This is a genomic window from Thermaerobacter litoralis (genome assembly GCF_054654595.1).
In genome coordinates, this window is sequence record NZ_BAAIES010000008.1 from 76,587 (window position 1) to 101,951 (window position 25,365).

The following is a 25,365-nucleotide window of genomic DNA, read 5'->3' on the forward strand; positions in this document are numbered from 1 at the left end:
CGCGGGGGCGCGGGCCGTCCGGTGCCCGCCCGATCCCGGTGGACACGATCCCGGTGAAAGAGAGGACCCGGCCCGGCGGCCGGGTCCTTTGCTTCCACCACCGCCTGCTGGCCACCGGCCACCACTCGCCCCGGGTCCGCCACCGCTGGCCGCCCGCCGCGCGCATGACCCCCGTTCCCGGGGTACAATACGAACAAACCTTACCAGGGGACTTGGACGGCCGGACGGCCGATGGGAGGTGCCCGCCATGCCGGTGCACACCCTGGAGGACCTGCAGAGTTACATCGACCACGCGCGGCGCAAGGTGCTGCGGCTGGCCGGCGGGGTGCCCCGGTCCCTGTGGCGGGAGCGGCCGGCCCCCGATCGCTGGTCGGTGCTGGACAACCTGGAACACCTGGTGCTGACCGAACGCTTCTGTGGGGATCTACTGGAGCGGATGCTGGAGCGGGCGCGGCGGGAGGGCCGGATGAGCCGCGGCCTGCCCATCCAGTGGGTCGACGCCCGCCCGGTCATGCTGGACGCCGAGGGCAAGACCTACACCGCCCCCGTCTGGGCCGAACCCCGGGGCCGCTGGGACGACCAGGAGGTGGCGGAGGAACTGGCCGCCAGCCGCCGGCGCCTCGAGGCGATCCTCCAGGACCTGCCCCGGTATGACGTGGAGCGGGTGATCGAGCCCCACCCCCTCTACGGCTGGCCCTTCAACGCGGCCCAGTGGATCCACTTCGTCGGCCTGCATGAGAACGTCCACGCCCGCCAGTTGGAGCGCATCGCCCGCCACTGGGCCCAGCAGGGGGCGTTGAACGCCTGACGCCAGGGAGCGGGTCCCGTTCAAACCACCCCCACTGGGGCGTCAGCCACGGCGCCAGGGCGCCGGCCACGGCCATGGCCCATAGCTGGGTGCGGTCCACCAGCCCCCGGGTGAAGAGGCCCACCGCCCCGGGCCCGCGCCCGATGCCCGGCACGCCGCCCAGCCGTTCCAGCAGGGGGCCCAGTTCCTCCCCGTCCAGCACCGCCCGCACCACCTGGGGCGGCAGGGGCATCCGCAGGCTCCAGGCCACGCTCTCCCGCCCCCGGCGGTCCCGGACGCAGCAGGCGCTGAGGAGGAACCCGCCGGGGTCCACACCACCTTCCAGGCCCACCCCCAGGTCCGCCTCCGGCACCGCCTCCAGGACCCGGCGGGCCCGCTGCCGGGCGCCCGCCTCGGTCTCGGCGGTCCCCAGGGGCTGGGCCCGGACCCCGCTGGGCACGTCGCGGCCCAGGACCTGGACGGCCGGCCAGGCGGCCGCCGCCACCTGCCGGACCGCCTCCACCTTGGTGGGGTTGGTCGAACCGACGGCGATGCACCGAGGTGCCCCGCATTCCGCGGATGCCCGGATGGCTCCCTCCAAGGTCCCGTCCCCCGTCCCCGCACCGCCCCCGCGGCCGATCCCCGGCCCCCCGGCCCTCAGTCGTCCAGGGAGATCAGGCCGTGGCGGATGGCGTACTTGGTCAGCTCCACGGCATCGTGCAGGTCCAGCTTCTCCATGATGTTGGAGCGGTGGGCCTGGACCGTCTTGATGCTGATGAACAGCCGGTCGGCGATCTCCTGGTTCGTCAGTCCCTGGGCGATCAGGGTGAGGACCTCGGTCTCCCGCTCGGTCAGGCCGTCGACCCGGCGCGGGACGCCCTCCGCAGGTCCCTCCGCCTTCTGGCGGCGGGCCGCCCCGCTGACCACCTTGGCGGCCACGTCGGGGTGCAGGATGGTGTGGCCCTGGACCACCGCCCGCAGGGCCGACACCAGCTCGGTGGCGGCCGAGCGCTTGAGCACGTACCCCGCCGCCCCCGCCTCCAGGATGGGGAAGATGTACTCCTCGTTGTCGTGCATGGACAGGATCAGGATCCGCGTCTCCGGCCGCTGCTTGAGGATGGCCCGGGTGGCCTCGATCCCGTTCATCCCCGGCATGCCGATGTCCAGCAGGACCACGTCGGGGCGCAGCCGCCGGGCCAGTTCCACCGCCTCCCGCCCGTCGGCCGCCTCCCCCACCACAGCGATGTCGGGGTGGGCCTCCAGCAAGGTGCGGATCCCGTCCCGCAAGATGGCGTGGTCGTCGGCCACCAGCACCCGGATCGGCCGCTGGGCCTCGCCGTCGCCGGCGGCCGCCTCCTCCGCGGCTGGGGAGCGGCCCGCCGCTCCCGGCGATGCCGCAGCGGGGGCCGGGCCGGCCGCGGGGGCCGGGTTCGTCCCGTCCCTTGTCCCTTCCGCGGCTTCGCCGCCAAACCCTTCGCCGGCAAAGGGCCCCTTGGGGGTCTCAGACATGGCCCATGGCTGCCTCCTCCCGGGCGTCGTCCTCGCCGGCCGCGGTCGCCGGCCCCACCGCCGCGCCGGTCCACGGCTCGCTGGCCCGTGGCGTGCCCTCCCCGGTCGACCCCGCCGGGGCGCCGGGGGCACCCTCCAGCGGGATCCACACCCGCAGCCGGGTGCCCTGGCCCGGACGGGAATGGAGGTCGATCCGGCCCCCGACCAGGGCGGCCCGCTCCCGCATCCCGAACAGCCCCAGGCCCCGGCCGGGGTCCGGCCCCATGCCGGGAACCGCCTGGCGGGGGTTGAAGCCGACGCCGTTATCCCGGATCTCCGCCGACACGCCCCCGGGTTCCCGCCGCAGCATGACCTGGGCCCGGGTCGCCCGGGAGTGCTTGAGGATGTTGGTCAGGGCCTCCTGCACGATCCGGAACAGGGCCGTCTCGATCTCGTCCCGTAGCCGCCCGTTGAACCCGCTGGCGCTCAGTTCCACGGCGATGCCGGCCGGCTCCAGCACGTTCTGCACGTACCAGCGGACGGCCGGGACCAGGCCCAGGTCGTCCAGGATGGTGGGGCGCAGGTCGAAGGTCAGCCGGCGGATCTCCTCCAGGGTATCGCTGGTCAGCTGGCGGATGAAGGCCACCTTGCGCTGGACGTCGTCGGGCGCCTCGGGGCCCAGCCGCTCCTTGAGCAGGTCGAGGTGGATCAGCAGCGAGGTCAGCACCTGGCTGGTCTGGTCGTGCAGCTCCCGGGCGATGCGCTTGCGCTCCTCCTCCATGGCCCGCAGGACCTGGGAGGCCGTGGCCCGGCGGTACTCGTCCAGCCGGTCCAGCATCTCGTTGAAGATGGCGCCCATGGCGGCCACGTCGGGGTCGCCGACGATGGCAGGGGCCCGGGCGTGGAACTGGCCGGCCCGCACGTCGTCCATGATCTCCCGCAGCCGGAAGAGGGGCAGGAAGGCGACCCGCAGGATGATCCAGTTGATCCCCAGGCTGACCACCAGGCCGGCGGCCAGGAAGGCGACGATCACCACGGTCAGGGCCTGGTCGTGGAGCCAGCGCTGGACCAGGGGCAGCTGGCGCACGTGGACGGCCAGGGCCGCCGCCCCGACGCCGGTGACCACCAGGAAGACCGCGTTGGCGATCAGGACCTTCTGAAAGATGTTGAGCCGGTTGTGGAGCGCGTAGATCCAGCGCATCCGCGGTGCCTCGCCCATGGCGGGGGTATGATACGCACAAGCCGGCCGGCCGTCCATCGGGCTCCGGTCCGGAACAGGGACGCGGCCCGTCCGGCCGATCCCCGAACCGGGGTTCCCGGGCGAAGGCCCGTGGTTCCCCCGGTGGGGACCCGGTCCAGGCCGGTTCGACACCCGATCCCGCCATCGCCAGCATACGGCCCTTGCCGCCAGGGCGCAAGGCAGGCGGCGACCAGGGAGCGGGGCGCCAATCCCGCCCCGGGCCGCGGTGCCCACCTCTAACCAGCCCCTAACCGAGGCCGAGGCCGCGGAGAAGCAGGGCGTAGGCGGCCACCCCCACCACCACCGTCGCGGCCATGTTGCGGGTCGCCAGGGCCACCGCGCCCGCCGGCAGGGCCGCCGCCAGCCGCGGCCCCAGGCCCCACGGCGGCTGGCCCCAGGTGGCCGCCAGGTCCGGCGCCACCAGCGCCGCCATGACGGCGATGCCCACGTAGCGCAGGGCCTGTTCGACCAGCTGCGGCAGGCGCACCCGGCTCAGCCCCAGGAGGGGCAAGCAGCGGGGCAGGTAGGTCACGGCCCCCATCAGGAGGAAGGCCGCGAGCAGCGACTCGCGCACCGGTCCATCACCACCCCGACGGCGCTGCCCGCCAGCGCCGCCCCCAGGACCCGCCAGTGGGTCCACCCCAGGGCGCCCAGGCCCAGGGACACCGCCGCCGCCACCCCGGCGACCACCAGGCCGCGGCCCATCCGGCCGCCCAGCTGCAGGGCGATCAGGGCGAGGAACATGGCCGGCAGGGCGTAGTCGAGCCCCCAGTCCGCCAGGCCCGCCAGGGCGTCGCCGATCAGGGCGCCGGCGGCCGACGCCCCGCACCAGGCAACGTACGCCGCCACCTCCAGGCCCAGCAGGTACGGCCAGGGGCGGGGCGCGCCGTCCAGGGTGGCCTGGGCCACGGCGAAGACCTCGTCCGTCAGCCCGAAGGCAGCCAGGGCCAAGCGGCCCCACCGGCGCTCCCCCAGCCGCGGCGCGAGGGCGGCGCCAAATAGCACGTGGCGCAGGTTGATCAGGAAGGTCGTGACGACCAGGGACGCCGTGGCGGCCCCCGCCGCCAGCATGCCGGCGGCGGCGAACTGGGCCGACCCGGCGAAGACCAGCAGGGACATGGCGACGGCCTCCAGGGGGGTCAGACCCGCCTGGACGGCGACGACCCCGTAGGCCAGGCCGATGGGAAGGTAGCCGGCCACGATGGGCAGGCCCGCCACCAGGCCCCGGGCGAAGGCGCCCCGTTGCCCGGCGCCGGCCCACACCGGCCGGACGGGAAGCGTCCTCTCCATATTTCTATCGGGTACCACGCCGGGGGCCGAGCTCCTGCCCCGAGGCGCCTGGGAGGCCGGCCGCGGGGGCCCGGTCCCGGCGGCGCTCCGGGCGGCGTGGGATCCCGTCGCCCGCCCCCGTTCAAGCTGCGCGGGCGTTGCTCCGGCCGCGAGCCGTCGCGCGGGGACGATACCAGCTCCGCGGAGGGCCGGTCCGGGCCGGCCCGCCCCGGATGGGCTGCGCCCGGGCCGGCACCGGCCGGTTCGTCCGCCCGGGTGCTATACTGATTGTGAAGGATGGTGCTGGCAGCTTGTGAAGGATGCCGGTGGCGCCCGCCGGAGCCGGCGCCACCGGGCCGCCGGGCGCGGGAGAGGAGCCCCAGGCCGTGGTCGACCCCGATTTCCCCGCGGAAGAACTGGCCGCCGTCGAGGCCCGCCTGGGCCGCCCCCGCTGCCTGCGGTGGACGGGCGAGGTGGGTCCCGACGAACTGGCCCTGGTCCGGATCAGCACCCGGCGGGGACGCCACCACGACCTGACCTTCTTCGCCTTCGACCCCCAGGGCCGGGTAGCCGCCATCCGCAAGCCCTCCTTTCCCCCGGGGATCTACCGGGCGCCCAGTGGCGGTGCCCGGCCCGGCGAGCCGCTCCTGGAGGGGTTGCGCCGGGAGGCGTGGGAGGAGACCGGCCTGGACATCGAGCCCACCCGCTACCTGCTGCGCATCCACGCCCGGTTCACCTGCGGCGACCAGTGGGAAGACTGGGTGAGCCACGTCTTCGCCGCCCGCACGGCCTCCACCGAGCTGGATCCCCACGACCGCCGGGAGATCGCCGAGGCCCGGTTCGTCACCCTGGACGAACTGGCCGGGCCCATCCGGGAACGCATGCTGGCCACGGGCCGGGGCCTCTTCCGCTACCGGGTGGCCTTGACCGACGCGGCCCTGGCGTGCCTCGGGGCCTTGCCATCCCCGGTCTCGCCGGCCGCAGGGGACGGACCCCGCCGGCCCGCGGGGCCCGGGGCCCCTTCCGCGCCGGCGGATGGCTCCGGGCACGGCCCGGCCGGGAACCGTGAACCCACGACGGGAGGGTGATGGCCGCCGGTGCTCCAACCGCCTTCTGCCCAGGCCGGACCCGGCGGGGGCGATGCGCCCGCCCCCGCGGCGTCCCCCGAGTCGCTGGTGCGCCAGGTCCTGCGCGACGCCGTCTGGCGCCAGGGCTGGGCCTATCTCCGGCGCCACCTGGACCGCTACGTTGAGGAGATCGTCCGGGTCACCGGCATCCCCGCCCCCACCTTTGGCGAGGAGCCCCGGGCCCGTTACGTCGCCTCCCGCCTGGCGGCCTTGGGCCTGGTCCCGCGCCAGGACGACGCGGGCAACGTCTGGACGTGCTGGCCGGCCCCGGCCCCGGCGCCCGGCCCCGAGGCGCCGGCCCCCGTGGTGATCTCCGCCCACCTGGACACGGTCTTCCCCGCCGGCACCCCCCTGGCGGTGCGCCAGCAGGGGCGCCGCCTCTATGGCCCCGGCATCGGCGACAACTCCGCCTCGGTGGCCTGCTTGCTGCTCCTGGCCGAGGCGCTGCGGCAGGCGGGCTTCGCGCCCCGGGTCCCCGTGGTGTGGCTCTTCAACACGGGGGAGGAGGGGCTGGGGAACCTGCGGGGCATGCGGGCGTTCCTCGACGGCCTGGCCGTGGCGCCGGCCGCCATGCTGGTCCTGGACGGTGGCCTGGGCATGCTCTGCTACCGGGGCATCGGCAGCCGGCGCCTGCGGGCCACCTTTACCGGCCCGGGCGGCCATAGTTGGAAGGACTTCGGCCAGCCCAGCGCCATCGTGGCCGCAGGACGAGCCCTCCACCGCCTGGCCAGCCTGCCGGTCCCCACCGAACCCCGGACCACCTGGAACGCCGGCCGCATCCAGGGCGGCACCTCCGTCAACACCATCGCCGCCACGTGCCAGCTAGAACTGGACTTGCGCTCGGAAGACGGCCAGGCCCTGGCCCGGCTGGAGCAGGCGGCCCGCCGCGCCCTGGAGGACGCCGCCCGGGAGGAAGGCGTCGACCTGGAGGTGGAGGTGATCGGCGACCGCCCGCAGGGCGCCTTGCCCGCCGATCACCCGCTGGTCCGGCTGGTGCGGGAGGCGATGCGCACCTGCGGCGTCCCCGCCCACGAGCTGCCAGCCAGCACCGACGCCAACCTGCCGCTGAGCCGCGGCATCCCGGCCGTCACCTTCGGCATCCGCCACGGCGACGGCGCCCACACCGTGGGTGAGTACATCGAGCGGGCCGGGCTGGACCGGGGCCTGCGCCTGGCCCTTCTGGCCCTGCTGGTCGTGGTGCGCTGGACCGAGGCCCAGGGGGGCCGCCGGTCCAAGGACCCGGCCGCCCGCGGCCTTTCCGCCGGGCCTGCTGGCGCGGCCCATGCTGGTACGGCCCACGCCGGCGCGGCGCCCGAGGACGCCGGATGAATCGCCTCCCGCCACCGAATCGCCTCCGGCAACCGGCCGTGGCGTAGCTTGCCGCCGGCCGGTCTCGCCCCCTCCACCCCCAGCCGGCCGGCCCCGGCATGGCCCGGAGCCGGCCGGGCACACTAGGCTCCGGACACGCTCGGAACCGGAAGGCGGGCCGGCGCCGGGGCGGCCGCCCGCCCCAGCGGCGTGGACCCCGGCAAAGGGCCCCGGCCCAGCCGCGCGGAGGGGGCCTCACGGTGACGCGCTTTCTTCTGCAACCGTTGCCCTATGTTCTCCTGGGTATCCTGGGCCTGGTGGCCCTGGCGGGGATGGTCGCCGGGGTGACGGCCATCGTGACCGGCAAGAGCAGCCTGTTCCGGTTGCGCAGCCACGCCGCCGGCTGGCTGGCGACAGCCCTGTCCCTGGCCGTCCTCTCCCTGGCGGTGTGGATCGGCTGGGAACCCCACAGTGCCGGGCGGGCCGCGGTCTTCACCAAGCCGCGCTGGAACGAGGGGCCGCTGTTGAGCGCCGACCTGCAAGCGGCGGTGACGCCCTCCAACCGCGGCGAGAACCGCAAGGTCTTCGTCCAGCAGGGGCCGGACGACCACCGGGGCTCCCAGGCGGCCAGCACGACCCTGCTGGTCTCCCTGCGGGCCGACCGGGCTCCGTCCAAGGAGGCCTTGAAAGCCGGCATCCTGGAGGATTGCCGCCGGATCATGGACGTGGTCTTCGGCCGGCCGGAATACGCCAAGTGGCAAGCGGTGTCGGTGGGGGCCACCTACCCCACCACCCGCGCGGGCGAGCAGGTGGTGGCCGCGGTGACCATGACCCGGGACGAGTACCGCCAGGCCACCCGGGACGGCCGCCTCGACGCGGACGAACTGGCCCGGCTGGGCACCGTCACCTGGCTGCCGCCCCTGGGGCCCGGCGACACCCGGGGCGTCGGGGAGCTCCAGCTGGGCCGCTAGCCGGGGATGGCGCTGGCCCGCTCACATCCGGTTGAGGTAGCGGGCCACCAGCTCTTCGAACTCCCGCTGGGTCTCCTCGATGACCTCCATGCGCCGGCCAGCGTACTCGGGTCCCTCCATGGCCTTGACGTCGACGTTGCTCAGGATGACGGCCTCCAGGTCCCGCAGGAAGTCCACCACCACCTGGGGATCGACGGGACCCCACTCGCCGGCGTCCAACCGGTCGAGGAACCGGCGCAGGTCGACGCCCTCCATGGAGACCTCGTAGTAGAGGTCCATCAGGGCCTCGGCGTCGGTGATGGCCCCGGATCCCGCCCGCTCGGCCGACCCATCGGCCGGTGGATCGGACGGCCCACGGCGGTCTCCGCCACCCGCCCCTGGGGCGCCGCGGCCGCCGGCCCCCGCCGGTTGGGACGCCGCGTCCTTCGGCCGCTCCCCGGCCGGTTCCGGCCCCGGCCGCGCCCCGTCCCGCTCCCTCTCTGCCCGGTCCATGGACATCCGCCTCCTTCGACCTTCGAGGGTCGTCTCGCCGCTCCGCAACGCCTGCCCAGCTCGGCCACGCCTACCCGCCGCCGGCCCCCGGCGAGGGGTCGAAAAGCCCCCATTCCCGGGCCGCGGCCACCGCCTCCCGGACCTCCGGCGGCGCCTCGGCAGCGGCCGCCTGGGCCGCCGGGTGGGCGGGTCCGGGAGGCAGGGGCGGCCAGACCCGGTAGAAGAATTCCCATCCCAGCCGCGGGGATCGCGGCGGGGGGAAGCCGCCAAAGGCCCGTTCCACCGACCGGTGCTGGGTGCGGTGGCAGGCCAGGGCGGCCCGCTTGCGGTCCGCCCAACGCCGGGCGTCGACCACCGTGGTGACGGCGGCGTCCAGGGGGTCCGGTGGCGCGCCCAGGCCGTTCAACCGGTAGACCGGGGCCGGCAGGGTGAAGTAGTAGAGCCTCGCCCGGCCCTGGCGGGCCAGGGTGCGGGAAAACGCCCGTTCCACCGCCCGGGACAGCACCTGGTGATCCCGGTGGCCCGAGATCCCGCCCGGCGGGAAGGTCAGGACCACGTCGGGGTCCACCTGCTCCATCCAGCGGCCCAGCACGGCCTCCAGCTCCGCCGCCGGCACCTGGGCCAGCCGGCCGTCCTCGTAGTCCAGCAGGTGGACCTGGGCCACGCCCAGGGCGCGGCAGGCGGCGCGCAGCTCCGCCTCCCGCACCCGCGGCAGTTCCTCCCGGGTGCAGAGGGGCGGATCGCCCGGCTTGCCCGCCTGGCCCCGGGTGGCGCACACCACCGTCACCGCCACGCCCTCGGCGGCGTACCGGGCCAGGCTGGCCCCGGGGCTGAAGGATTCGTCGTCGGGGTGGGCGGTCAGGCAAAGCAGGCGCCCGCCCCGGCGGCCGCCCGGCCCCCTCCCGTCAGCGGCCTGCGAACCCTTGGCCGGATGGGCCCCGGCCGGGGTGGCCGGTTCCACCATCGGCGCGTCCCTCCTCCCCCGGCGCTGCGATGTCGGGACCCGCCGGCGCCGGCCGGCCCCGGCGGCGCCGGTGGATCAGCCAGCACAGCCCGTAGCCGATCTCGTACAGGACGGCCAGCGGGGCGGTGAAGATCAGCTGGGTGATCACGTCGGTGGTCGGCGTGAGGAAGGCCGCCACCACCACGGCGACCAGCAGCGCGTACTTGCGCAGGTGGGCCATGAAGGGCGGCGTCAGAAGGCCGATCTCGGTCAGGAGCCCCACCGCCACGGGCAGCTCGAAGATGAAGCCAAACGGCCAGACCAGGCTGACGACGAAGTCGACGTAGGCCTGGACGGACAGGGTGCGCTGGATGGGGCCGGCGTTGAAGCCCAGCAGGAAGTTGAGGGCCATGGGCACGGCGACCAGGAGGCCGAAGGCGAGACCGCCGGCGAAGAGCAGCAGCGCCGGCAGGGCGTACCACCGCACGTAGCGGCGCTCGGCCTCCGTCAGCCCGGGCCAGATGAAGCGCAGGGCCTGGTAGGCCACCACCGGTGAGGCCAGCCCAAGACCGACCAGCACCGCGATGCGCAGGGTCACCAGAAAGGCCTCGGCGGGCGCCAAGGCCACCAGCTGCACGGCCGGTCCCCGGTCGATCAGCCATCCCAGCACCGGCCGGGCGTAGACGAACCCCACCACGACGCCGGCCGCCACGGCCAGGCCGCTGTAGATCAGCCGCAGCCGCAGCTCGTCCAGGTGCTCGACCAGGGAGGGCCAGATCCCGCTTCCTCCGGTCTCCTCCACCGGCGCGACCATCCTTCAACCGGCTGCGTCTTGGCCCTGGGTCCCCGGAGCCGTCCCCGCGGCCGTCGCCGCGGCCGTCCCCGAACCGTCCGCGGCGGTGCCGCGGGCAGGCCCGCCGGCCCCGGCCGGCGCCGCCGGCCCGGTCCCCTGGGCCGGCGAGGTCGCGGAGGCCGTGCTACGACCGGCGCCGTCCCCCTGGCCGCTGCCGTTGGGGCTGTCGTCGTCCAGGGCGCGGACGGCGGAGCGGAACTCCCGCATCGCCCGCCCCAGGGAGCGGCCGAGCTCCGGCAGGCGCGCCGGGCCGAAGACCACCAGGGCCACGGCCGCGATGAGCAAAAGCTCCGGCAAACCGATGGGTCCCATGGACCGCACCTCCTCGGGCGGCCGCCTTGTTCCCTCGTCGACGGCGGCCTGCCCCGGGCGGCCGCCGCCGGCAGCCGCCCCGGCGGCCCCGCCGGCGGCCTCTGTCCATGGCTTCCCCGCTATTGTAACGCACCGCCCGGCCGCGCCCCACATCAACCCCCCACCAGGAGCCACACCGCGAAGAGCACGGCCCCCGCCACGATCAGCTGGAGGAACAGGACGTCCCGCCGGGCCAGCTCCTCGGGCGGCGGCTGGGGCTGGGCGGTGACCAGCTCGGTGAAGGTGCGCCGCCCCCAGAGGAACCCCGAATAGTTGAGGGCGGCCAGCAGCACCAGAACGACCTCCACGGCCAGGACCCGGCCCAGGGCCGCCCGTTGGAAGGGCCCCGGCCAGAAGGCCACGGCCAGGGCCGACAAGGCGGCCAGGGCCAGCCCGGCACCTGCGGGGACGAACCAGCGCACCAGCCGCCGGCGGGCCGGTTCGGCGGCCGGCGCCGGGCCGTCGCCCTCAGGCTGTCGCCATCCCCTGGCCATAGCCGGCGGTCATCCCTCCCCGCCCGGCCCGCCGTGGAGGAAGTACACGGTGTCCAGCCCCACCTGCCGGGCCACCTCCTGGACCTCGGCCCGGCCCATGGCCTGCCAGGCCCGGATCAGTCCCTCCGGGTCGTCCCGGTGGCCGTAGACCTCCCCCTCCAGCGCGGCCCGGATCAGGGCACCTGGCTGGTCGAGCTCGGCCCGCAGCCGCTCCACCAGCGAGCGCCGGGTGGCCTCCAGCTCCTCGTCGCTGATGCGCCCGGCCGCGATGTCCTCCATCTGCCGCAGCATGATCGCCTCGGCCTCCGCCCGCTTGCGGGGGTCGATGCCGGCCATGGCCAGGATGAGCCCCTTGCCGCGGACCAGGCGCGACCAGGCGGAGTACGCCAGGCTCGCCCGCTCCCGCACGTTGAGGAACAGCTTGGAGTGGACGAACCCGCCCAGGATGCCGTTGTACATCTCCAGGGCCGGCCGCAGCGGGTGGTCGAACCCGATGGGCGCCCGCAAGCCCAGGACGAGCCAGCCCTGCTCCATGGGCAGCGTCTCCTCCACCCGGCGCGGCTCCGGCCGCGGTCCCCGGATCACCGCCGCCGGCAGGGCGAGGACCTCCCGCGGCCCGCCGCCCACCCGCTCCCAGGCGGCGGCCACGGCCTCCAGCAGGGGCGCCGGTTCCACCGGCCCAGCGACGAACAGGTCCAGGGGAGCCACCGCCCGCACCCGCCGGTGCAGGCGCAGCACGTCGTCGCCGTCCAGGCCGGCCAGGCGCTCCGGATCCCCCAGCTCGCTGAGGCCGTAGGGCTCACCGGCGCAGAGGTGCTCCAGGCAGTGGCGCACGGCGTAGGTCGCCTTGTCGTTGACCAGGGCGCGGATCCGCTGGATCTGGGCTTCCCGCTCCTCGGCCACCCGCTCGGCGGGGAAGCCCTCGCCCTCCAGGTAGGGATCGGCGAAGACCTCCAGCAACAGGCCCAGCGCCCGCGCCACCAGGCCGCCGGGCCCCTCGTCCCCCGCCCCCGGGACGAACCGGCCTCCCGGCCAGGTGAGGCTCAGGGTCGCCAGGTGCCGGTCGCCCATCTTCTCGACCCCGGCACCCAGGCTGGCCCCGTAGAGGTCGGCCAGGGCCCGTTCCAGGGCGGGCAGATCCGGATGCCGGCGGGTGCCCCGGCGCAACAGGCGGGGCAACAAGGCGAAGGGGCTCGCGGTCTCCGCCGCCAGGGGCATCTGCCAGGCCAGGACGGCCGCGACCCGCTTGAACCGGGGGTCGGGCCGGACGTGGACCCGCAGGCCGGGCAGATCGTGCCGGACGAACCCGGTCGCGGTAGCCGCCGGTGCAGGGTCCGTCCCCGCCGCCGGGGCCCGTCCCGCCAGGGGCCGGGCCGCGCCATGGGCCGTCGCCGCCGGGGCCCGTCCCGCCAGGGGCCGGGCCGCGCCATGGGCCGTGCCGTCCAAGCCGCTGCCACCGCTCATGCTGTCGCCTCCTCCCGTGGCAGCACCGCCGCCCGCACCGTGCGCCGCGGGTCGGCATGCTGCCGCAGCCAGCCCGTCGCCGCTTCGGCGTCCAGCTCCGCCAGCACCTCGAGGCGCTGGAAGAAGTCCCAGCCCAGGAACCGGTCGGTCAGGAAGGCGTGGGCCAGTTCCTCCGGCGAATCCAGCACCGCCAGGAACTCCCCCAGGGCCTTGCGGCGGACCGCCTCGAACAGGTCCGCATCCAGGCCCTGGGCCAGCGCCTCCCCCAGCCGCCGGCTGCAGGCCTCGGCGAAGGCGTCGGGATCGCCCGTCTCCCCGCCCACCTCCCAGTGGGCCGCTCCCGGGACCACCGAGAGGCCGAACCAGTACCGGTCGGTGATGACGTGGCGGCGGTACTGTTCCTCGTACCAGGGGCTGAGCCGGCCGAAGAGGGCCTCGGCCACCAGGTCGCCCAGGACGGCGTCCCGCAGGCCGTCCCGCGTCGGGGCGAAGGCACCGAACTTAATCCCCCACTGGACGAAGGGCCGGGAGACGCCCATGCGGCGTTCCACCGCGGGCTGGGCCAGGTCCGGCCCCTCCGCCGGCAAGCGGCGCTCGGGGCGCGGGCGGGGCGGGATGTCCCTCTCCTTCAAATCGGTGGCGACCATGGTCACCACCTGCTCCGGGTCCACGTCGCCGACGACGCAGACGGTCATGTTGGCCGGGTGGTAGGCGATCCGGTGGATCGTCTCGAGCAGTTCCGGCGTCAGGGTGGCGATGGACTCGGGCGAGCCCAGGATCCAGTCGCGGATCGGGTGCTCCCGGTACATGGCGCCCAGGAAGTCGTAGTAGAGCCGGTGGGTGGGGTGGTCGTAGGCGGTGGCGATCTCCTGGCCGATGATGCCCTGCTCCTTCGCCACGCTCTCCGGCGTGAAGCGCGGGTCCTGGACGTAGTCCAGGAGCAGCTCGAAGCACGGCTCGAAGGCCTCGACCACCGAGAAGAGGTACACGGTGTAGAAGTGCCCGGTGTAGGCGTTCATGCTGGCCCCCAGCCGGGCGAAGCGCTCCAGGATGCTGCCCTCCGGCTTGTCGAACATCTTGTGTTCGAGGAAGTGGGCGGCCCCCGCGGGCACCTCCACCCGGCGGCCCGTGGCGGGGTCCGTGAGAACCCGGTCGATGCTGCCGTACCGGGTCGCGTAGGTCGCGTACTTCTTCCCGAACCCCGGCTTGCGGATCACCACCACCTCGGCGCCGGGTTCGACCCGGGTCTCGAAGACCCGCTCGCCCAGGGCAGGAACCACGCGCTCCTCAAGCCGCATGGCCCTCGCGCCTCCTTCCTTCCATGCCATGGCGCCGCACCCGGCGGCGCCCGACGACGGCGGCCACCGGCCGCCCCCGGCGGCGCCCCACGACGCGTCCACCGGCCGCCTCCGGATCCGCCAGCCCGCGCTCCTCCTTAGGAATACCGCCCGCCGGGGGCGTGGATACTACGCCCGACCAACGGGAAGGAGGGAATTCCCCATGCCCGTGACCGACCAGTTCCAGCAGTTCGCCCGCGAACTCTCCCAGCGGATCCAGGCGGCCCAGCAGGCCGGGATGTCCCAGCAGGACATCAAGGCCCGGGCCCAGCAGATCGGCGACTGGCTGGCCCAGGAGGTCGAACCGCGCACGCCCGAGCAGCGGCTGCTGAAGGAGATGTGGCAGGTGGCCAACCAGCAGGAGCAGGAGGCCATCGCCAGCTCCCTGGTCAAGGCCATCCAGCGCCAGCCCAACATCAGCGGCTGAGGGCGGCGGACCACGGCGCACCGGGGCGCCACCACGGCCCCGCGCGGCCCATCGCTCTGGACGGCGGTCCGCAGCGGGAGGGGGCGCCCCGGGCGGCCTCGGGTCCGGCGGGGGCGGGCATGAACCCCTTCGCCGCCGCCACAGCCCCCGGGTACCGCCGCGGCCCCCAACCACTTGGAAGCCGGAGTGAAGCCGGAACCACGGAAGGATCGGCACCGGTATGGAGGACCCCGGCCGGCCCGCCCTGCTGCTCGACCAGGCGGCGGGCCCGGGACCGGGGTTCCCGATTGCGTCCGTGGGGCGGCGAAGCGCCGGCAGGCCGTCCTGCGGACCCGCCCCTCAAGCCCCCCGCCGGCCTGCCGCCAGCCCGCAGGACTGCCGGATCACCAGCCGCGGGGCCAGCCGCACCGCTTCGGCCCGGACCTGGCCCGCCCGCCGGCCTTCCTCCGCCAGCGCCGCCAGGCCCGCCGCCGCCTGGCGGGCCAGTTCCTCCAGGGGCGGCACCACGGCCGTCAGGCGCGGTCGCAGCGCCCGCGCCAGCACGCCGTCCCCGTAGGCCACCAGGGCCACCCCATCCGGCACGGCCTTACCCAGTTCCTCCAGCGCGTCCAGCGCCCAGGCGGCCAGCCGCGGAGAGGCGGCAAACAGCGCCGTGGGCTCCGCGCCGCCCGACCACCACCGCCGGCAGGCCTCGGCCACCGCGGCCGGGTCGGGTTCCACCTCGGCCACCCGCTCAGCCGGCAGGTCCCGGCCGTTGTGGGCCAACGCCTGGCGAAAGCCCCGCAACCGCTCGGCGGCGGCCGGCGAGCCGCCGGCCGGGCCCAGGTAAGCGACGTCCCGGTGCTTGAGGTTGACCAGGTGCTTGCCGGCCAGATACCCCGCGCGGTAATTCTCGACGACCCAGGTGTCCAGGCGGCTCTCCGCCAGGACGCGGCCGGCGGCGACGGCCACCCGGCCGGCCACCAGGCTCGCCAAGGGCGCGCCGGCGTCCTGGGCAGGGACCAGCAGGACCGGTTCGTCCTCCGGCAGCGCCGCCAGGCAACGGACCTGATCCGCCTCCGCGTCGGCCACCGGCCAGACGGCCACCCGATCCCACCGGCGCCGCAGGGCGGCCACCAGCGCGGTCACCAGGCCATCCTCTTCCGCGTCCATCTCTTCGGGTGCCACCAGATGCACCACACCGTCCAGGGGACCGGTCAACGCTCCCACCCCCGCGCACCGGGGCCACCCGTCCCTCGCCGGCGCCCCTTCCCGCCCCCCCGGTGCCGGCGGACAGGCTTCCCACCGTTCCCAGGTTAGCCCACCCGCCTCCCGGGGACAACGGGGCGACCCCATCACCGTGCCGGATGACCCTGCCGGGCCACCGCTCCGCGGCCACGGGCGGTACCGCCCCTTGGCGGCCACGTCCCGGACCGCCCCTCCGCCCCCACGGGCCGGACCGCGGCTCCCTGGCCACGGGCCGGCCCGCCGCTGGGGCGCGCCGCGCGGGGAGGGATGCGAGCGGGGCCGCCTGCCCGGTGGGGCGGCCCCTGGACGGGCGGAATAATCGCTGACAGCCCCCCATATTCCTGTACCACGAGAGGAGGGTGCGGGTATGGAGCGACTCAATCGCCTCTGGGTCGTGGTCGCCGTCCTGGTGGTCGCCTTCATGGCGTACAGCGTAGGGGGCTGGCTCAACAACGTCCAGCAGACGATGACCACCGTCGACGACCTTATGGTTCGCATCACCCAGCTGGAGGCCCAGCAGGCCGAGATCTCCGCGGCCCTGGCGGGCGGCGGCGACCTGGCGGCCGGCTGGTCCGAGCAGGAGGGCACCGGCGATGACCAGGCGGCCGCCGGCGATCAGGCCGGTTCCACCGGCGCCGGGGATCAGGCGGCCCAGCCGGCCGAGCCCCAGGCCAGCACCGGCCAGACGGCCACCGTCACTACCCAGTACCTGAACGTGCGGGCCGAACCCACCCAGGACTCCACCCGGGTCGGCACCCTGGCCAAGGGCAGCACCGTCCAGGTGCTGGAGGAGCAGAACGGCTGGGCCCGGGTGCGCTACCAGGCCAACGGCCGGACCTACGAGGGGTGGGTCGACGCCCGGTACCTGCAGCGGTGACGGCGGTGCGGCGCCGCCACCGGCCGCCCCGGAGGCCGCGCCGCACCCGCCCCGCCCAGGACCGGCCCTCCCAGCCGGGCCTCGCACCGCCCAGCCCCCCGGGGCCCGCGAGGGCATCCTGCCCCCCACCGGCCACGCCGCCCGGCGGCCAGCGGCCCGAATCCTGGACCCGTCCCGGCCCCATCTCCCGCGGCCTCGTCCGGAGGCCGCCTTTCTTCTTGGCCCGCCCCGCCCAACGGCGCGGGGGTGGGCCCACCGGCCGGCTGGACCGGTGGAACCCACCCCCGAAGGGTTCCCTGGGTTCGGGCCCGGGCAAGGCCGGTCAGGCCGGCCGCACCGCGGCAAACGCCTCCTCCAGGGTCAAAAACAGGTCGTTGACACCGAAAGGTTTTTCCAAAACCCAGCGCGCACCACATTCGAAGGCAATCTCGTCGACACCGACGCTGCCGGTCATCACGATGACCGGCACCCGGCTCAACTGGGGGTCGCGGCGCAGGGCCCGGAGCACCTGGGCCCCGTCCATCCGCGGCATCACCCAGTCCAGGAGAATGAGGTCCGGCTGGACCTCCCGGGCCAGTTCCAGGGCCGTGCGGCCGTCCTCGGCCAGCACCACCTGGTAGCCCTGCTCCGCCAGGGCCAGCTGCAGAAAGGCACGCACGGCGGGCACGTCGTCGACCACCAGGACGCGGCGCCCGCCGGTGGATTCCTCGGGCAGCACCCCCTCGACCTCCCCACCCGGCCCACCGTGGGATGGCGACGGCACCGGCCTGCCGCCGGGCCCGTCCAGCTCCGCTCCGGGCCGGGACGTGTTCTCCATACAAAAAGGGATACCGCCGGCCCTGGCCGGTTCCTGCCCGTGTCGAACGAAAGACAGGATTCGACACGCGGCGGTGGAACGGGCCCGGCGGCTCACACGGGGTGGACCGGGCAGTGCCGCGCCGGCCATTCCCGCCGCCGGTTCTCGTAGAGGGCGAAGCGGCGGGCCAGTTCGTCCCGCAAACGGGCCCCGGGGATCACCTCATCGACCACCAGGTCCGAGGCCATGCGGTAGATGTCGATGTCCTGGGCGTACTCGCGACGCTTCTCGGCGACGAAGCGCTGCCGCTCCTCGCCCTCCAGCTGGGCGATGTGGTTGTAGTACACGGCGTTGACGGCGGCCTCGGGTCCCATCACCGCGATCTGGGCCGTGGGCAGGGCCAGGCAGGCGTCGGAGCCGAAGGCGGGCCCCGCCATGGCGTACAGGCCCGCGCCGTAGGCCTTGCGCACGATGACGGAAATCTTGGGCACCTCGGCCTCGGAGACGGCGGCGATCATCTTGGCGCCGTGGCGGATGATGCCCTGGCGCTCCACCGCCGAGCCGATCATGAACCCCGGCACGTCGGCCAGGAACAGCAAGGGGATGTTGAAGGCGTTGCAGAGCCATACGAACCGGGCCGCCTTGTCGGCCGAGTCGACGAAGAGCACGCCGCCCCGCACCCGGGGCTGGTTGGCCACCACGCCGATGACCCGCCCCTCCAGGCGCGCCAGCCCGGTGATGAGCTCCGGGGCGAAGAGCCGCTTGATCTCGAAGAAGGACCCCTCGTCCACCAGCCGGTCGATCAGCCGGTACATGTCGAAGGGCACGTTGGCGTTGGCGGGCACGATCGCCTCGATGGCCGGACCGGGCGCCGGCGGCCGGGGCTCGGCCCGGGGCGGGCGCTCCTCCCAGTGGCTGGGCATGTAGGACAGGTAGGCCCGGGCCGCGGCGATGGCCTCCTCCTCGCTGCCCACCAGCACGTCGCCGCAACCCGAAACGGTGCAGTGCATCCGGGCGCCGCCCATCTCCTCCAGGGTGACCTTCTCGCCGATCACCATCTCGGCCATGCGCGGCGAGCCCAGGTACATGCTGGCGTTGCCCTCGACCATGATGACCAGGTCGCAGAAGGCGGGGATGTAGGCGCCGCCCGCAGCCGACGGGCCAAAGAGCAGGCAGATCTGGGGCACCACGCCCGACATCCGCACCTGGTTGTAGAAGATCCGGCCGGCTCCGCGCCGCCCGGGGAACATCTCCACCTGGTCGGTGATCCGCGCCCCGGCGCTGTCGACCAGGTAGAGCATCGGCACCCGCTGGCGCAGCGCCTGTTCCTGGATGCGGAGGATCTTCTCCACGGTGCGCGCGCCCCAGGAACCCGCCTTGACGGTGGAGTCGTTGGCCATCACGGCCACCGGCCGCCCGCCGATCCGGCCCAGCCCCGTGATCACCCCGTCGGCCGGCAGGTCGCCGGCCAGGACGTTGGCCAGGGTGGCGTCCTCCACGAAGCTGTCGGGATCCAGCAGGCGGCGGAGCCGCTCGCGGGCGAAGAGCTTGCCCTGCTGCCGGTTCTTCTCGTGATAGCGTTCCGGACCGCCCCGCCGTACCGCGGCCAGGCGCTCCTCCAGCTGCCGGTCCAGCTCGGCGGTACCGCCGCTCATGGGCTCCCCTCCCGTGACCGATCCCCGGCTCAGGTGTCGATCTCGATCAGCACGTCGCCCTGGTTGACGAAATCCCCCGGCTGGACCCGCACGGCCCGCACCGTCCCGCCCGCGGGGCTGGCGACGGGGATCTGCATCTTCATCGACTCGAGGATCACCACGTCCTGGCCGGCCTCCACCGCCTGGCCCTCCCGCACCAGGACCTCCTGGACGATGCCCGCCATCTCCGCCTGAACCTGCACCGCCATCCCCTCCCGCTGGCTTTTGATCACGGCGAGTCAAGCACGACCCAAGCACAAAGAAGGCCGGTGCCCAGGCACCGGCCTTGCCGTGCTTCAGCGCGAGTAGAACTCGACGATCAGCGACTCTTCGATGTCGATGGGGATCTCGTCCCGGGCGGGAATCCGCAACAGCGTGCCCTGGAACTTCTCGGGCTCCACGCTGAGGTACTCCGGCGCCCGCTGGGCGTTCTCCAGGCTCTCCTGGATCAGCGGGATGCGGCGGCTCTTCTCCCGCACCGCGATGACGTCGCCCGGCCGCACCTGATACGACGGCCGGTCGACCTTGCGGCCGTTGACCTGGATGTGGCCGTGGACCACCAGCTGGCGCGCCGCCCAGATGGTGGGCGCGAACCCCATCCGGTAGACCAGGTTGTCCAGCCGCGTCTCCAGCAGCTGCAAGAGCCGCTCGCCGGTGTTGCCCTTGGACCGCTGCGCCCGCTCGAAGTAGCGCCGGAACTGGCGCTCCAGCACGCCGTACATGAAGCGCAGCTTCTGCTTTTCCAACAGACGGCGGCCGTACTCGCTGAGCTTCTGCCGCCGGCCCGGCCCGTGCTGTCCGGGCGGATAGGGCCGCTTCAGGGCGGGGCACTTGGGCGACCCGCAGAGCGGCCGGCCCACACGCCGGCACATGGCGTGCTTGGGGCCTGTGTAGCGTGCCATCCAACCGACCTCCCAGATTGCCAGCAGCCAAAGGCTATTTTAACCGATCGCGACGCGGAGGAAAGGGGCATCCTGCGCTCTTCAGCCATCCGCCGGCACCGCCGGGCGCGCCGGCGGGCGGGGCCGCCGGACGGACGCCGGTCCGGCGCGCCCACGAGGCCGGATCAAGCCCCCCGGAAGGTGGCCACGTGGCCCCGCCAGCGCTGGGCCTCCTTGTAGATGCAGCGGTTCATCACCACGGCGAGGCCGCCCTCGGCGGCGATGCGCGCCGCCTCGGGGCTGACCACGCCCTCCTGCAGCCAGAAGACCCGGGCGCCCCGCGCGACGGCTTCCCGCGCCACCTGGGGCGCGTGCTCCGGCGCGCGGAACACCACCACCACGTCCACGGGCCCGGGCACCGAACCCAGATCGGGATAGGCCCGCTCCCCGAGGATCTCGCTGGCGCGCGGGTTGACCGGCACGATCTTGTAACCCATCCGCTGCAGCTTGCGCGCCACCCGGTAGCTGGGCCGCCCGGGGTCGGACGAAAGGCCGACCACCGCCACCACCCGGGGCCGCGGGCCGTCCGGGGTGTCCACCGTCGCCCGGCCCACCACCTCCCGGATGATCCCCTCGTCGTTGAGGCGCACGGCCGTCACCGGATCGCCGTCCGCCCCCGCCGCCGGCAGGCCCGCCGCGGCCCGCAGGCCCCGGTCCAGGTCGGCCTGCAGGTCGGCCAGGCCTTCGATGCCCACCGACAGGCGGATCAGGTCGTCGGGGACCCCGGCCGCCTGGCGCTGTTCGGAGGTCAGCTGCTGGTGGGTCGTGGAGGCCGGGTGGATGACCAGGGACTTGGTGTCCCCCACGTTGGCCAGGTGGGACCAGAGGGACAGGTTGTCGATCAGCCGCCGCCCGGCTTCCAGCCCGCCCTTGACACCGAAGACGATCATCGAGCCGAAGCGGCCCGGCCGCAGGTACTTCTTGGCCAGGTGGTGGGTCGGGTGATCGGGCAAGCCCGGATAGGCCACCCACTCCACGGCCGGGTGGTCCTTGAGCCAAAGGGCCAGGGCCAGGGCGTTCTCGCAATGCCGGTCCATGCGCACGTGCAACGTCTCCAGGCCCTGGAGGAAGAGCCAGGCGTTGAAGGGGCTCAGGCTGGCGCCCACGTCGCGCAGCAGGTGGACCCGCAGCTTGGTGATGTAGGCCAGGGTGCCGAAGTCGTTCCAGTAGGAGATGCCGTGGTAGCCGGGATCCGGTTCCACCAGCCGGGGGAACTTGCCGTTGCCCCAGTCGAACCGGCCCGAGTCGACGACCACGCCGCCGATGGAGGTGCCGTGACCGCCGATCCACTTGGTCGCCGAGTGGACGACGATGTCGGCGCCCCACTCGAAGGGCCGGCACAGGTAGGGCGTGGCGAAGGTGTTGTCGACGATCAACGGGATCCCGTGCTCGTGGGCGATCCGGGCCACCGCCTCCACATCCAGCACGTCCAGCCGCGGGTTGCCGATGATCTCGGCGTAGATGCAGCAAGTGCGCTCGTTGATCGCCCGGCGGAAGTTCTCGGGGTCCGACGGGTCGACGAAGCGGACGGTGATCCCCAGGTCCTTGAAGGTGTTGGCGAAGAGCTGGAAGGTACCGCCATAAAGGCTGGAGGAGGCAACCACCTCCTCACCCGCCCGGGTGATGTTGGTGATGGCCAGGGTCGTCGCCGCCTGGCCGCTGGCGGTCGCCACCGCCGCCACGCCGCCCTCGAGGTAGGCCATGCGCTTCTCGAAGACCTCGGTGGTCGGGTTGCTGATCCGGGTGTAGATGTTGCCGGGTTCGTCCAGGTTGAAGAGCTGGGCGGCGTGGTCCGTGTCCTGGAAGACGAAGGACGTGGTCTGGTAGAGCGGCACCGCCCGGGAGCCCGTGGCCGGGTCGGGGGCCTGCCCCGCGTGCACCGCCAGGGTCTCGATGGAGTATTCGCGGAAGGGGTCGCGGCGGTCGGTCAAGGGAATCCCTCCTTCGGCGTCGGAATTCCGGTTCCCCGCGGGACCGTGGAATCCTGCCTGGCCATGGCGCCGGCCGGTACGCGGCCGGCGGCCGGCCCCCGTCCGGCGCCGGGGACGTCCCGCCGGGCCCCCGCCCCAGGCCCCCGTCCGGCGCCGGGCACGTCCCGCCGGCCCCCGCCGCCCCAGGTCCCCGCCGGCACCGGGCACGTCCCGCCAAGCCCCGCCGCCCCAGGCCCCCGCCGGCCCCCGCCCCAGGCCCCCGCCGGCGCCGGGCCGCCCGTCACGGGCGCAGGTCGCTGCGGATCAGGGCGAAGACCTCGTGCCGGCTGGCCACGTTCTCCCGGAAGAGGCCCCGCACCGCCGAGGTGACGGCGTAGGAGCCGGGCTTCTGGATGCCCCGCATGGTCATGCACAGGTGTTCCGCCTCGATCACCACCACGACGCCCCGCGGGTTGAGGCGCTCCTCGATGGCATCGGCGATCTGCACGGTCAGCCGCTCCTGGAGCTGGGGCCGGCGCGAGGCCACCTCCACCGCCCGGGCCAGCTTGCTCAAGCCGGTGATGCGCCCGTTGCGGGGCAGGTAGGCCACGTGGGCGCGGCCATGGAAGGGCAGCAGGTGGTGCTCGCACATCGAATAGAAGGGGATGTCCTTGACCAGCACGACCTCGTCGTGGTCCGTCTCGAAGAACACGCTGAGCTCGTCGGCGGGGTCGCGGCCCAGGCCGCTGAACAGCTCCTGGTAGGCCTCCGCCACCCGCCGCGGGGTGTCCACCAGACCCTCCCGCTGGGGGTCCTCGCCGACGGCCTCCAGGATGTCCAGGACCGCCCGCTGGATCCGCTCCAGGTCGAACTCTTCGGCACGTCGTGGCATGGGGGCGTCTCCTTTCCATCGAAGGTGGAACCCAGCGCCCTTCGGCGGTGAACGCCGGCGGCCGGGCTCGCAAAGCCGGTACGGCCGGGCTCGTCCCACCCGGCCGCCGGTACGCCCCCATTGTAGCCCATGGCGGATCCCGCGGCCGCCCGGCGACCTGGGTACCCGCCGCCGCCGCTAGCCGCCGTGGATCCGCGCGACGCACCAGAGGACCACGGCCCCCAGGGCCGCCTCCAGGGCCAGCAGCAGGACCAGCCACCGCGCCGCCACGGGAAAGCGCTCCATGCCGCGGGGGTCCCGCAGCATGGCCGTGACGCCGAAGGCGATGGCGGCCCCGGTCAGCAGCATGCCGGCGGCGCCGGCCATCTTGCCCAGCAGCAGGCGGCCGTAGAGGGTGCCCGGCAGGCGCTCCCAAGGCCAGGGCAGGGCCAGCACCCGGAGGACGCCGCTGGCGACGACGGCCACGGCGGCGATCCCGGCGACGGCGTGGAAGCGGCCGACCAGCTGCAGCCACAGGCGCCGGCGGAGCAGGGGCGGCTGGCCGGCCAGGACAGGCGCCACCACCAGGAGCTGGTAGAGGACGCTGCCCAGCCAGAGCATCGCACCCAGGTCGTGCGCCCAGACCCACCAGGCCTTGGGCCCCATGGCGGGACATCCCCCCGGTGCACCATACGAAAGGCACCCGGGGGGTAGAACCGGCCGGGCCGGGACCGCGGGCGGGGGCCGGGGCGAGGGCGGGCCGGGCCCCGGCCCGCCCTCAGCCGGCACCGCCGTCCTCCGCCCCCGCCGGTTGCGGCGGTTGCGGCGGCCAGGGCCGGACCGTCAGCTCCTCCCGGCCGGCATACCGGGCCAGGTCGATGCAGAGCACCGCCCGGCGGGCCGCTTCTTGCCCGTCCTCGCCGTACCAGTCCCGGACGAAGTCGTCCACCAGGGGATCGACGTACACCTCCACCGCCGGCACGGGCGGCGCCGCGGCGCCCGCCTCCCCGGCCGGGGCGGCCATGCCGCTCGCGGCCATACCCGGGCTGGCCGGCGCCGCCCCGTCGCCGCTGGCCGCGCCCGGGCCCCCCGGGGCGGTGCCCCGGCCCTCCGGGTTCGCCGGTTCGTCCCGCACCGCCCGATCCCCCAGCGGCACCGTCACCGCCCGGAAGTCCCCGCTGGGCGGTGGGCCCAGCCGGACCTCCGGCGGCAGGCTGGGGGAGCAACAGCCCGCCACCAGGAAGGCCTCCACCGTGAGGGTGTGGTTCAGCTCCGGCCGCCGCGCCAGCTCCCGGGCGGCGTAGGCGGCGGCGGCCGGCGTCAGTTGGACCCGCATCGTCGCACCTCCGCGGCGTTCCCCCTCGGCGGCAACGGGTGTCCCGCCTGCGCCTCGCCGCCGAGGGAAGCCCCTGCTTGTAGTACAATGTTTCCTGGTAGTCATGTCGATTGCTCGGGACGAAGGAGCGTGCAGGGCGATGGCGACTGCGACCCCATCTCTCACCCGGCCGCTGGAGGTTCCCCGCGACCGCTTCGAACAGGAGGTCCTGCAGCACCGGGGCCAGGTCCTGGTTGAGCTGTGGCGGCCCGGGAAGGATACGGAGTTCTTCACCCGGGCCCTGGCCGAACAGGCCCAGCGGCATCCCGACGTGAAGCTGGTTCGCATCAACGTCGACGAATACGCCGACCTGATCCAGGAGTACCACCGGCGCCGGGCCATCAACCAGACCTACGACCTGGCCCACGTGCCCGGGGTCGCCCTCTTCCGCAACGGCAAGCTGATCACGACGATGAAGCCCCTCATCGTCAACTCCGATCCGGAGCTCATCGCCTACAACGTCCGGCGGCAGCTGGACGTGTTCCTGGCCAAGTTCGTCGAAGACGTCAAGACCTCGGTGCCCACCGACGAATCCGACGCGCCGGGCGGCGCCGGGGAGGGCGGCGCCGGCGCGGGGGCTGCCGACGACAAGGACGCCAAGATCAAGGCGGCGCTGGAGAAGGCGGCGAAGCTCAAGGCCGAGCGGGCCAAGCAGAAGGCGGCCGCCGGCGAGGGGGCGCCGGCCGCCGCGTCCGCCAAGGCGGGGGCGGCCGACAAGGACGCCCGGGTCCAGGCGGCCCTGGAGAAGGCGGCCCGCTTGAAGGCGGAACGGGCCAAGCAACAGGCGGCCCAGGCTGCCGGCACCAGCCCGGCGGGCGGCGAGGCCCAGGGTGCCGCGGGGGAGGCCGGGTCCGCGGCCCAGCCTGCCCCCGCGCCGGAGGCGGCCGCGCCGGCCCCGGCGGCGGTCCCAGCGAAGGAGGCGGCCCCGGCCCAGGTGGCCGCCCCGGCTCAGGAGGTTGCTCCGGCCCAGAAGGCTGCGACTCAGGAGGCTGCCCCGCCTCAGGCGGCTGCACCGGCCCAGGACGGCCCGGCAGGGCAGGACGCCCGGGAGCCCGGCGGCAAGTCGTCCTGACGGCTGCCGGGATGCGGCCTCCACGTCAGGCCAAGGCAACGGGGCGGGGAG

Annotated in this window: 28 protein-coding genes; 7 read left to right on the forward strand and 21 right to left on the reverse strand. The window is 74.4% G+C overall.

The window, feature by feature from the left end:
- Window positions 1–247: 247 nt before the first annotated feature.
- Window positions 248–808, forward strand: coding sequence for a DinB family protein (locus ACYQ02_RS05670; protein WP_460039472.1), 561 nt, complete (start codon window positions 248–250; stop codon window positions 806–808).
- Here the strand turns inward: ACYQ02_RS05670 and yjjX are convergent.
- The 5 genes from yjjX to ACYQ02_RS05695 all read right to left on the reverse strand — a co-directional run bounded on the left by yjjX (window position 699) and on the right by ACYQ02_RS05695 (window position 4,805).
- A complete protein-coding gene (gene yjjX, locus ACYQ02_RS05675; RefSeq protein ID WP_460039473.1) occupies window positions 699–1,388 on the reverse strand; it encodes an inosine/xanthosine triphosphatase in 690 nt (229 codons plus the stop codon). The two genes, ACYQ02_RS05670 and yjjX, sit on opposite strands and share 110 nt — an antisense overlap.
- A 56-nt stretch (window positions 1,389–1,444) precedes the next feature.
- Window positions 1,445–2,296, reverse strand: coding sequence for a response regulator (locus tag ACYQ02_RS05680; RefSeq protein WP_460039474.1), 852 nt, complete (start codon window positions 2,294–2,296; stop codon window positions 1,445–1,447).
- Window positions 2,289–3,476 carry a HAMP domain-containing sensor histidine kinase gene (locus ACYQ02_RS05685; protein ID WP_460039475.1) on the reverse strand — a complete coding sequence of 396 codons (1,188 nt, stop codon included), beginning with the start codon at window positions 3,474–3,476 and terminating at the stop codon, window positions 2,289–2,291. Before ACYQ02_RS05685 ends, ACYQ02_RS05680 begins: the two co-directional genes overlap by 8 nt.
- A 286-nt stretch (window positions 3,477–3,762) precedes the next feature.
- Window positions 3,763–4,089, reverse strand: coding sequence for an AzlD domain-containing protein (locus ACYQ02_RS05690; protein WP_460039476.1), 327 nt, complete (start codon window positions 4,087–4,089; stop codon window positions 3,763–3,765).
- A complete protein-coding gene (locus tag ACYQ02_RS05695; protein ID WP_460039477.1) occupies window positions 4,056–4,805 on the reverse strand; it encodes an AzlC family ABC transporter permease in 750 nt (249 codons plus the stop codon). Before ACYQ02_RS05695 ends, ACYQ02_RS05690 begins: the two co-directional genes overlap by 34 nt.
- A gap of 299 nt (window positions 4,806–5,104) precedes the next feature.
- Here ACYQ02_RS05695 and ACYQ02_RS05700 point away from each other — a divergent pair, with 299 nt between their 5' ends.
- The 3 genes from ACYQ02_RS05700 to ACYQ02_RS05710 all read left to right on the forward strand — a co-directional run bounded on the left by ACYQ02_RS05700 (window position 5,105) and on the right by ACYQ02_RS05710 (window position 8,190).
- A complete protein-coding gene (locus ACYQ02_RS05700) occupies window positions 5,105–5,872 on the forward strand; it encodes an NUDIX hydrolase (protein WP_460039478.1) in 768 nt (255 codons plus the stop codon).
- Between the two features lie 9 nt (window positions 5,873–5,881).
- The gene (locus ACYQ02_RS05705; protein WP_460039479.1) at window positions 5,882–7,240 is read left to right on the forward strand and encodes a M20/M25/M40 family metallo-hydrolase; all 1,359 of its coding nucleotides are present in this window, start codon (window positions 5,882–5,884) and stop codon (window positions 7,238–7,240) included.
- A 239-nt stretch (window positions 7,241–7,479) separates the two neighbouring features.
- Entirely contained in the window at window positions 7,480–8,190 is a 711-nt protein-coding gene (locus tag ACYQ02_RS05710; RefSeq protein WP_460039480.1) for a hypothetical protein, read from the forward strand.
- A 21-nt stretch (window positions 8,191–8,211) separates the two neighbouring features.
- On the opposite strand, the gene ACYQ02_RS05715 is transcribed toward ACYQ02_RS05710, so the two are convergent.
- The 7 genes from ACYQ02_RS05715 to yfmH all read right to left on the reverse strand — a co-directional run bounded on the left by ACYQ02_RS05715 (window position 8,212) and on the right by yfmH (window position 14,085).
- Window positions 8,212–8,682: a hypothetical protein gene (locus ACYQ02_RS05715; protein ID WP_460039481.1), complete on the reverse strand. Its 471-nt coding sequence runs from the start codon at window positions 8,680–8,682 to the stop codon at window positions 8,212–8,214.
- A gap of 70 nt (window positions 8,683–8,752) precedes the next feature.
- Window positions 8,753–9,646, reverse strand: a complete 894-nt coding sequence (locus ACYQ02_RS05720; protein WP_460039482.1) for a PIG-L deacetylase family protein — start codon at window positions 9,644–9,646, stop codon at window positions 8,753–8,755.
- On the reverse strand, window positions 9,588–10,427 hold the full coding sequence (gene tatC, locus ACYQ02_RS05725; RefSeq protein WP_460039483.1) for a twin-arginine translocase subunit TatC: 840 nt from the start codon (window positions 10,425–10,427) through the stop codon (window positions 9,588–9,590). The genes ACYQ02_RS05720 and tatC overlap by 59 nt, the downstream gene beginning before the upstream one ends.
- 15 nt (window positions 10,428–10,442) lie before the next feature.
- The gene (locus tag ACYQ02_RS05730) at window positions 10,443–10,790 is read right to left on the reverse strand and encodes a twin-arginine translocase TatA/TatE family subunit (RefSeq protein WP_460039484.1); all 348 of its coding nucleotides are present in this window, start codon (window positions 10,788–10,790) and stop codon (window positions 10,443–10,445) included.
- 152 nt (window positions 10,791–10,942) lie between these two features.
- The gene (locus ACYQ02_RS05735) at window positions 10,943–11,323 is read right to left on the reverse strand and encodes a hypothetical protein (protein WP_460039485.1); all 381 of its coding nucleotides are present in this window, start codon (window positions 11,321–11,323) and stop codon (window positions 10,943–10,945) included.
- 9 nt (window positions 11,324–11,332) lie between these two features.
- Entirely contained in the window at window positions 11,333–12,787 is a 1,455-nt protein-coding gene (gene yfmF / locus ACYQ02_RS05740) for an EF-P 5-aminopentanol modification-associated protein YfmF (RefSeq protein ID WP_460039486.1), read from the reverse strand.
- On the reverse strand, window positions 12,784–14,085 hold the full coding sequence (yfmH, locus tag ACYQ02_RS05745) for an EF-P 5-aminopentanol modification-associated protein YfmH (protein ID WP_460039487.1): 1,302 nt from the start codon (window positions 14,083–14,085) through the stop codon (window positions 12,784–12,786). Before yfmH ends, yfmF begins: the two co-directional genes overlap by 4 nt.
- A 202-nt stretch (window positions 14,086–14,287) precedes the next feature.
- Between yfmH and ACYQ02_RS05750 the strand changes: the two genes are divergently transcribed.
- A complete protein-coding gene (locus ACYQ02_RS05750) occupies window positions 14,288–14,551 on the forward strand; it encodes a DUF3243 domain-containing protein (RefSeq protein ID WP_460039488.1) in 264 nt (87 codons plus the stop codon).
- Window positions 14,552–14,890: 339 nt separating this feature from the next.
- On the opposite strand, the gene ACYQ02_RS05755 is transcribed toward ACYQ02_RS05750, so the two are convergent.
- Complete coding sequence (locus tag ACYQ02_RS05755) at window positions 14,891–15,751, reverse strand: LacI family DNA-binding transcriptional regulator (RefSeq protein WP_460039489.1); 861 nt, start codon at window positions 15,749–15,751, stop codon at window positions 14,891–14,893.
- Between the two features lie 394 nt (window positions 15,752–16,145).
- Between ACYQ02_RS05755 and ACYQ02_RS05760 the strand changes: the two genes are divergently transcribed.
- Window positions 16,146–16,655: an SH3 domain-containing protein gene (locus ACYQ02_RS05760; RefSeq protein WP_460039490.1), complete on the forward strand. Its 510-nt coding sequence runs from the start codon at window positions 16,146–16,148 to the stop codon at window positions 16,653–16,655.
- A gap of 322 nt (window positions 16,656–16,977) precedes the next feature.
- Here ACYQ02_RS05760 and ACYQ02_RS05765 read toward each other — a convergent pair whose 3' ends face one another.
- The 8 genes from ACYQ02_RS05765 to ACYQ02_RS05800 form a co-directional block, all read right to left on the reverse strand.
- Window positions 16,978–17,373 carry a response regulator gene (locus ACYQ02_RS05765; RefSeq protein WP_460039491.1) on the reverse strand — a complete coding sequence of 132 codons (396 nt, stop codon included), beginning with the start codon at window positions 17,371–17,373 and terminating at the stop codon, window positions 16,978–16,980.
- A 191-nt stretch (window positions 17,374–17,564) separates the two neighbouring features.
- Window positions 17,565–19,106, reverse strand: a complete 1,542-nt coding sequence (locus tag ACYQ02_RS05770) for an acyl-CoA carboxylase subunit beta (protein ID WP_460039492.1) — start codon at window positions 19,104–19,106, stop codon at window positions 17,565–17,567.
- 29 nt (window positions 19,107–19,135) lie between these two features.
- The gene (locus ACYQ02_RS05775) at window positions 19,136–19,348 is read right to left on the reverse strand and encodes an acetyl-CoA carboxylase biotin carboxyl carrier protein subunit (RefSeq protein ID WP_460039493.1); all 213 of its coding nucleotides are present in this window, start codon (window positions 19,346–19,348) and stop codon (window positions 19,136–19,138) included.
- A 93-nt stretch (window positions 19,349–19,441) separates the two neighbouring features.
- Window positions 19,442–20,047 (reverse strand): 30S ribosomal protein S4, encoded by a 606-nt coding sequence (gene rpsD, locus ACYQ02_RS05780; RefSeq protein WP_460039494.1) that lies wholly within the window; start codon window positions 20,045–20,047, stop codon window positions 19,442–19,444.
- 164 nt (window positions 20,048–20,211) lie between these two features.
- Window positions 20,212–22,017 (reverse strand): PLP-dependent aspartate aminotransferase family protein, encoded by a 1,806-nt coding sequence (locus ACYQ02_RS05785; RefSeq protein WP_460039495.1) that lies wholly within the window; start codon window positions 22,015–22,017, stop codon window positions 20,212–20,214.
- A 280-nt stretch (window positions 22,018–22,297) separates the two neighbouring features.
- Window positions 22,298–22,888 (reverse strand): GTP cyclohydrolase I FolE, encoded by a 591-nt coding sequence (gene folE, locus ACYQ02_RS05790; RefSeq protein WP_460039496.1) that lies wholly within the window; start codon window positions 22,886–22,888, stop codon window positions 22,298–22,300.
- A gap of 177 nt (window positions 22,889–23,065) precedes the next feature.
- Window positions 23,066–23,533, reverse strand: coding sequence for a CopD family protein (locus ACYQ02_RS05795; protein ID WP_460039497.1), 468 nt, complete (start codon window positions 23,531–23,533; stop codon window positions 23,066–23,068).
- A gap of 112 nt (window positions 23,534–23,645) precedes the next feature.
- Window positions 23,646–24,203, reverse strand: a complete 558-nt coding sequence (locus ACYQ02_RS05800; RefSeq protein WP_460039498.1) for a hypothetical protein — start codon at window positions 24,201–24,203, stop codon at window positions 23,646–23,648.
- Between the two features lie 139 nt (window positions 24,204–24,342).
- On the opposite strand from ACYQ02_RS05800, the gene ACYQ02_RS05805 reads away from it, so the two are divergent.
- On the forward strand, window positions 24,343–25,314 hold the full coding sequence (locus ACYQ02_RS05805) for a thioredoxin family protein (RefSeq protein ID WP_460039499.1): 972 nt from the start codon (window positions 24,343–24,345) through the stop codon (window positions 25,312–25,314).
- Window positions 25,315–25,365: the final 51 nt, after the last annotated feature.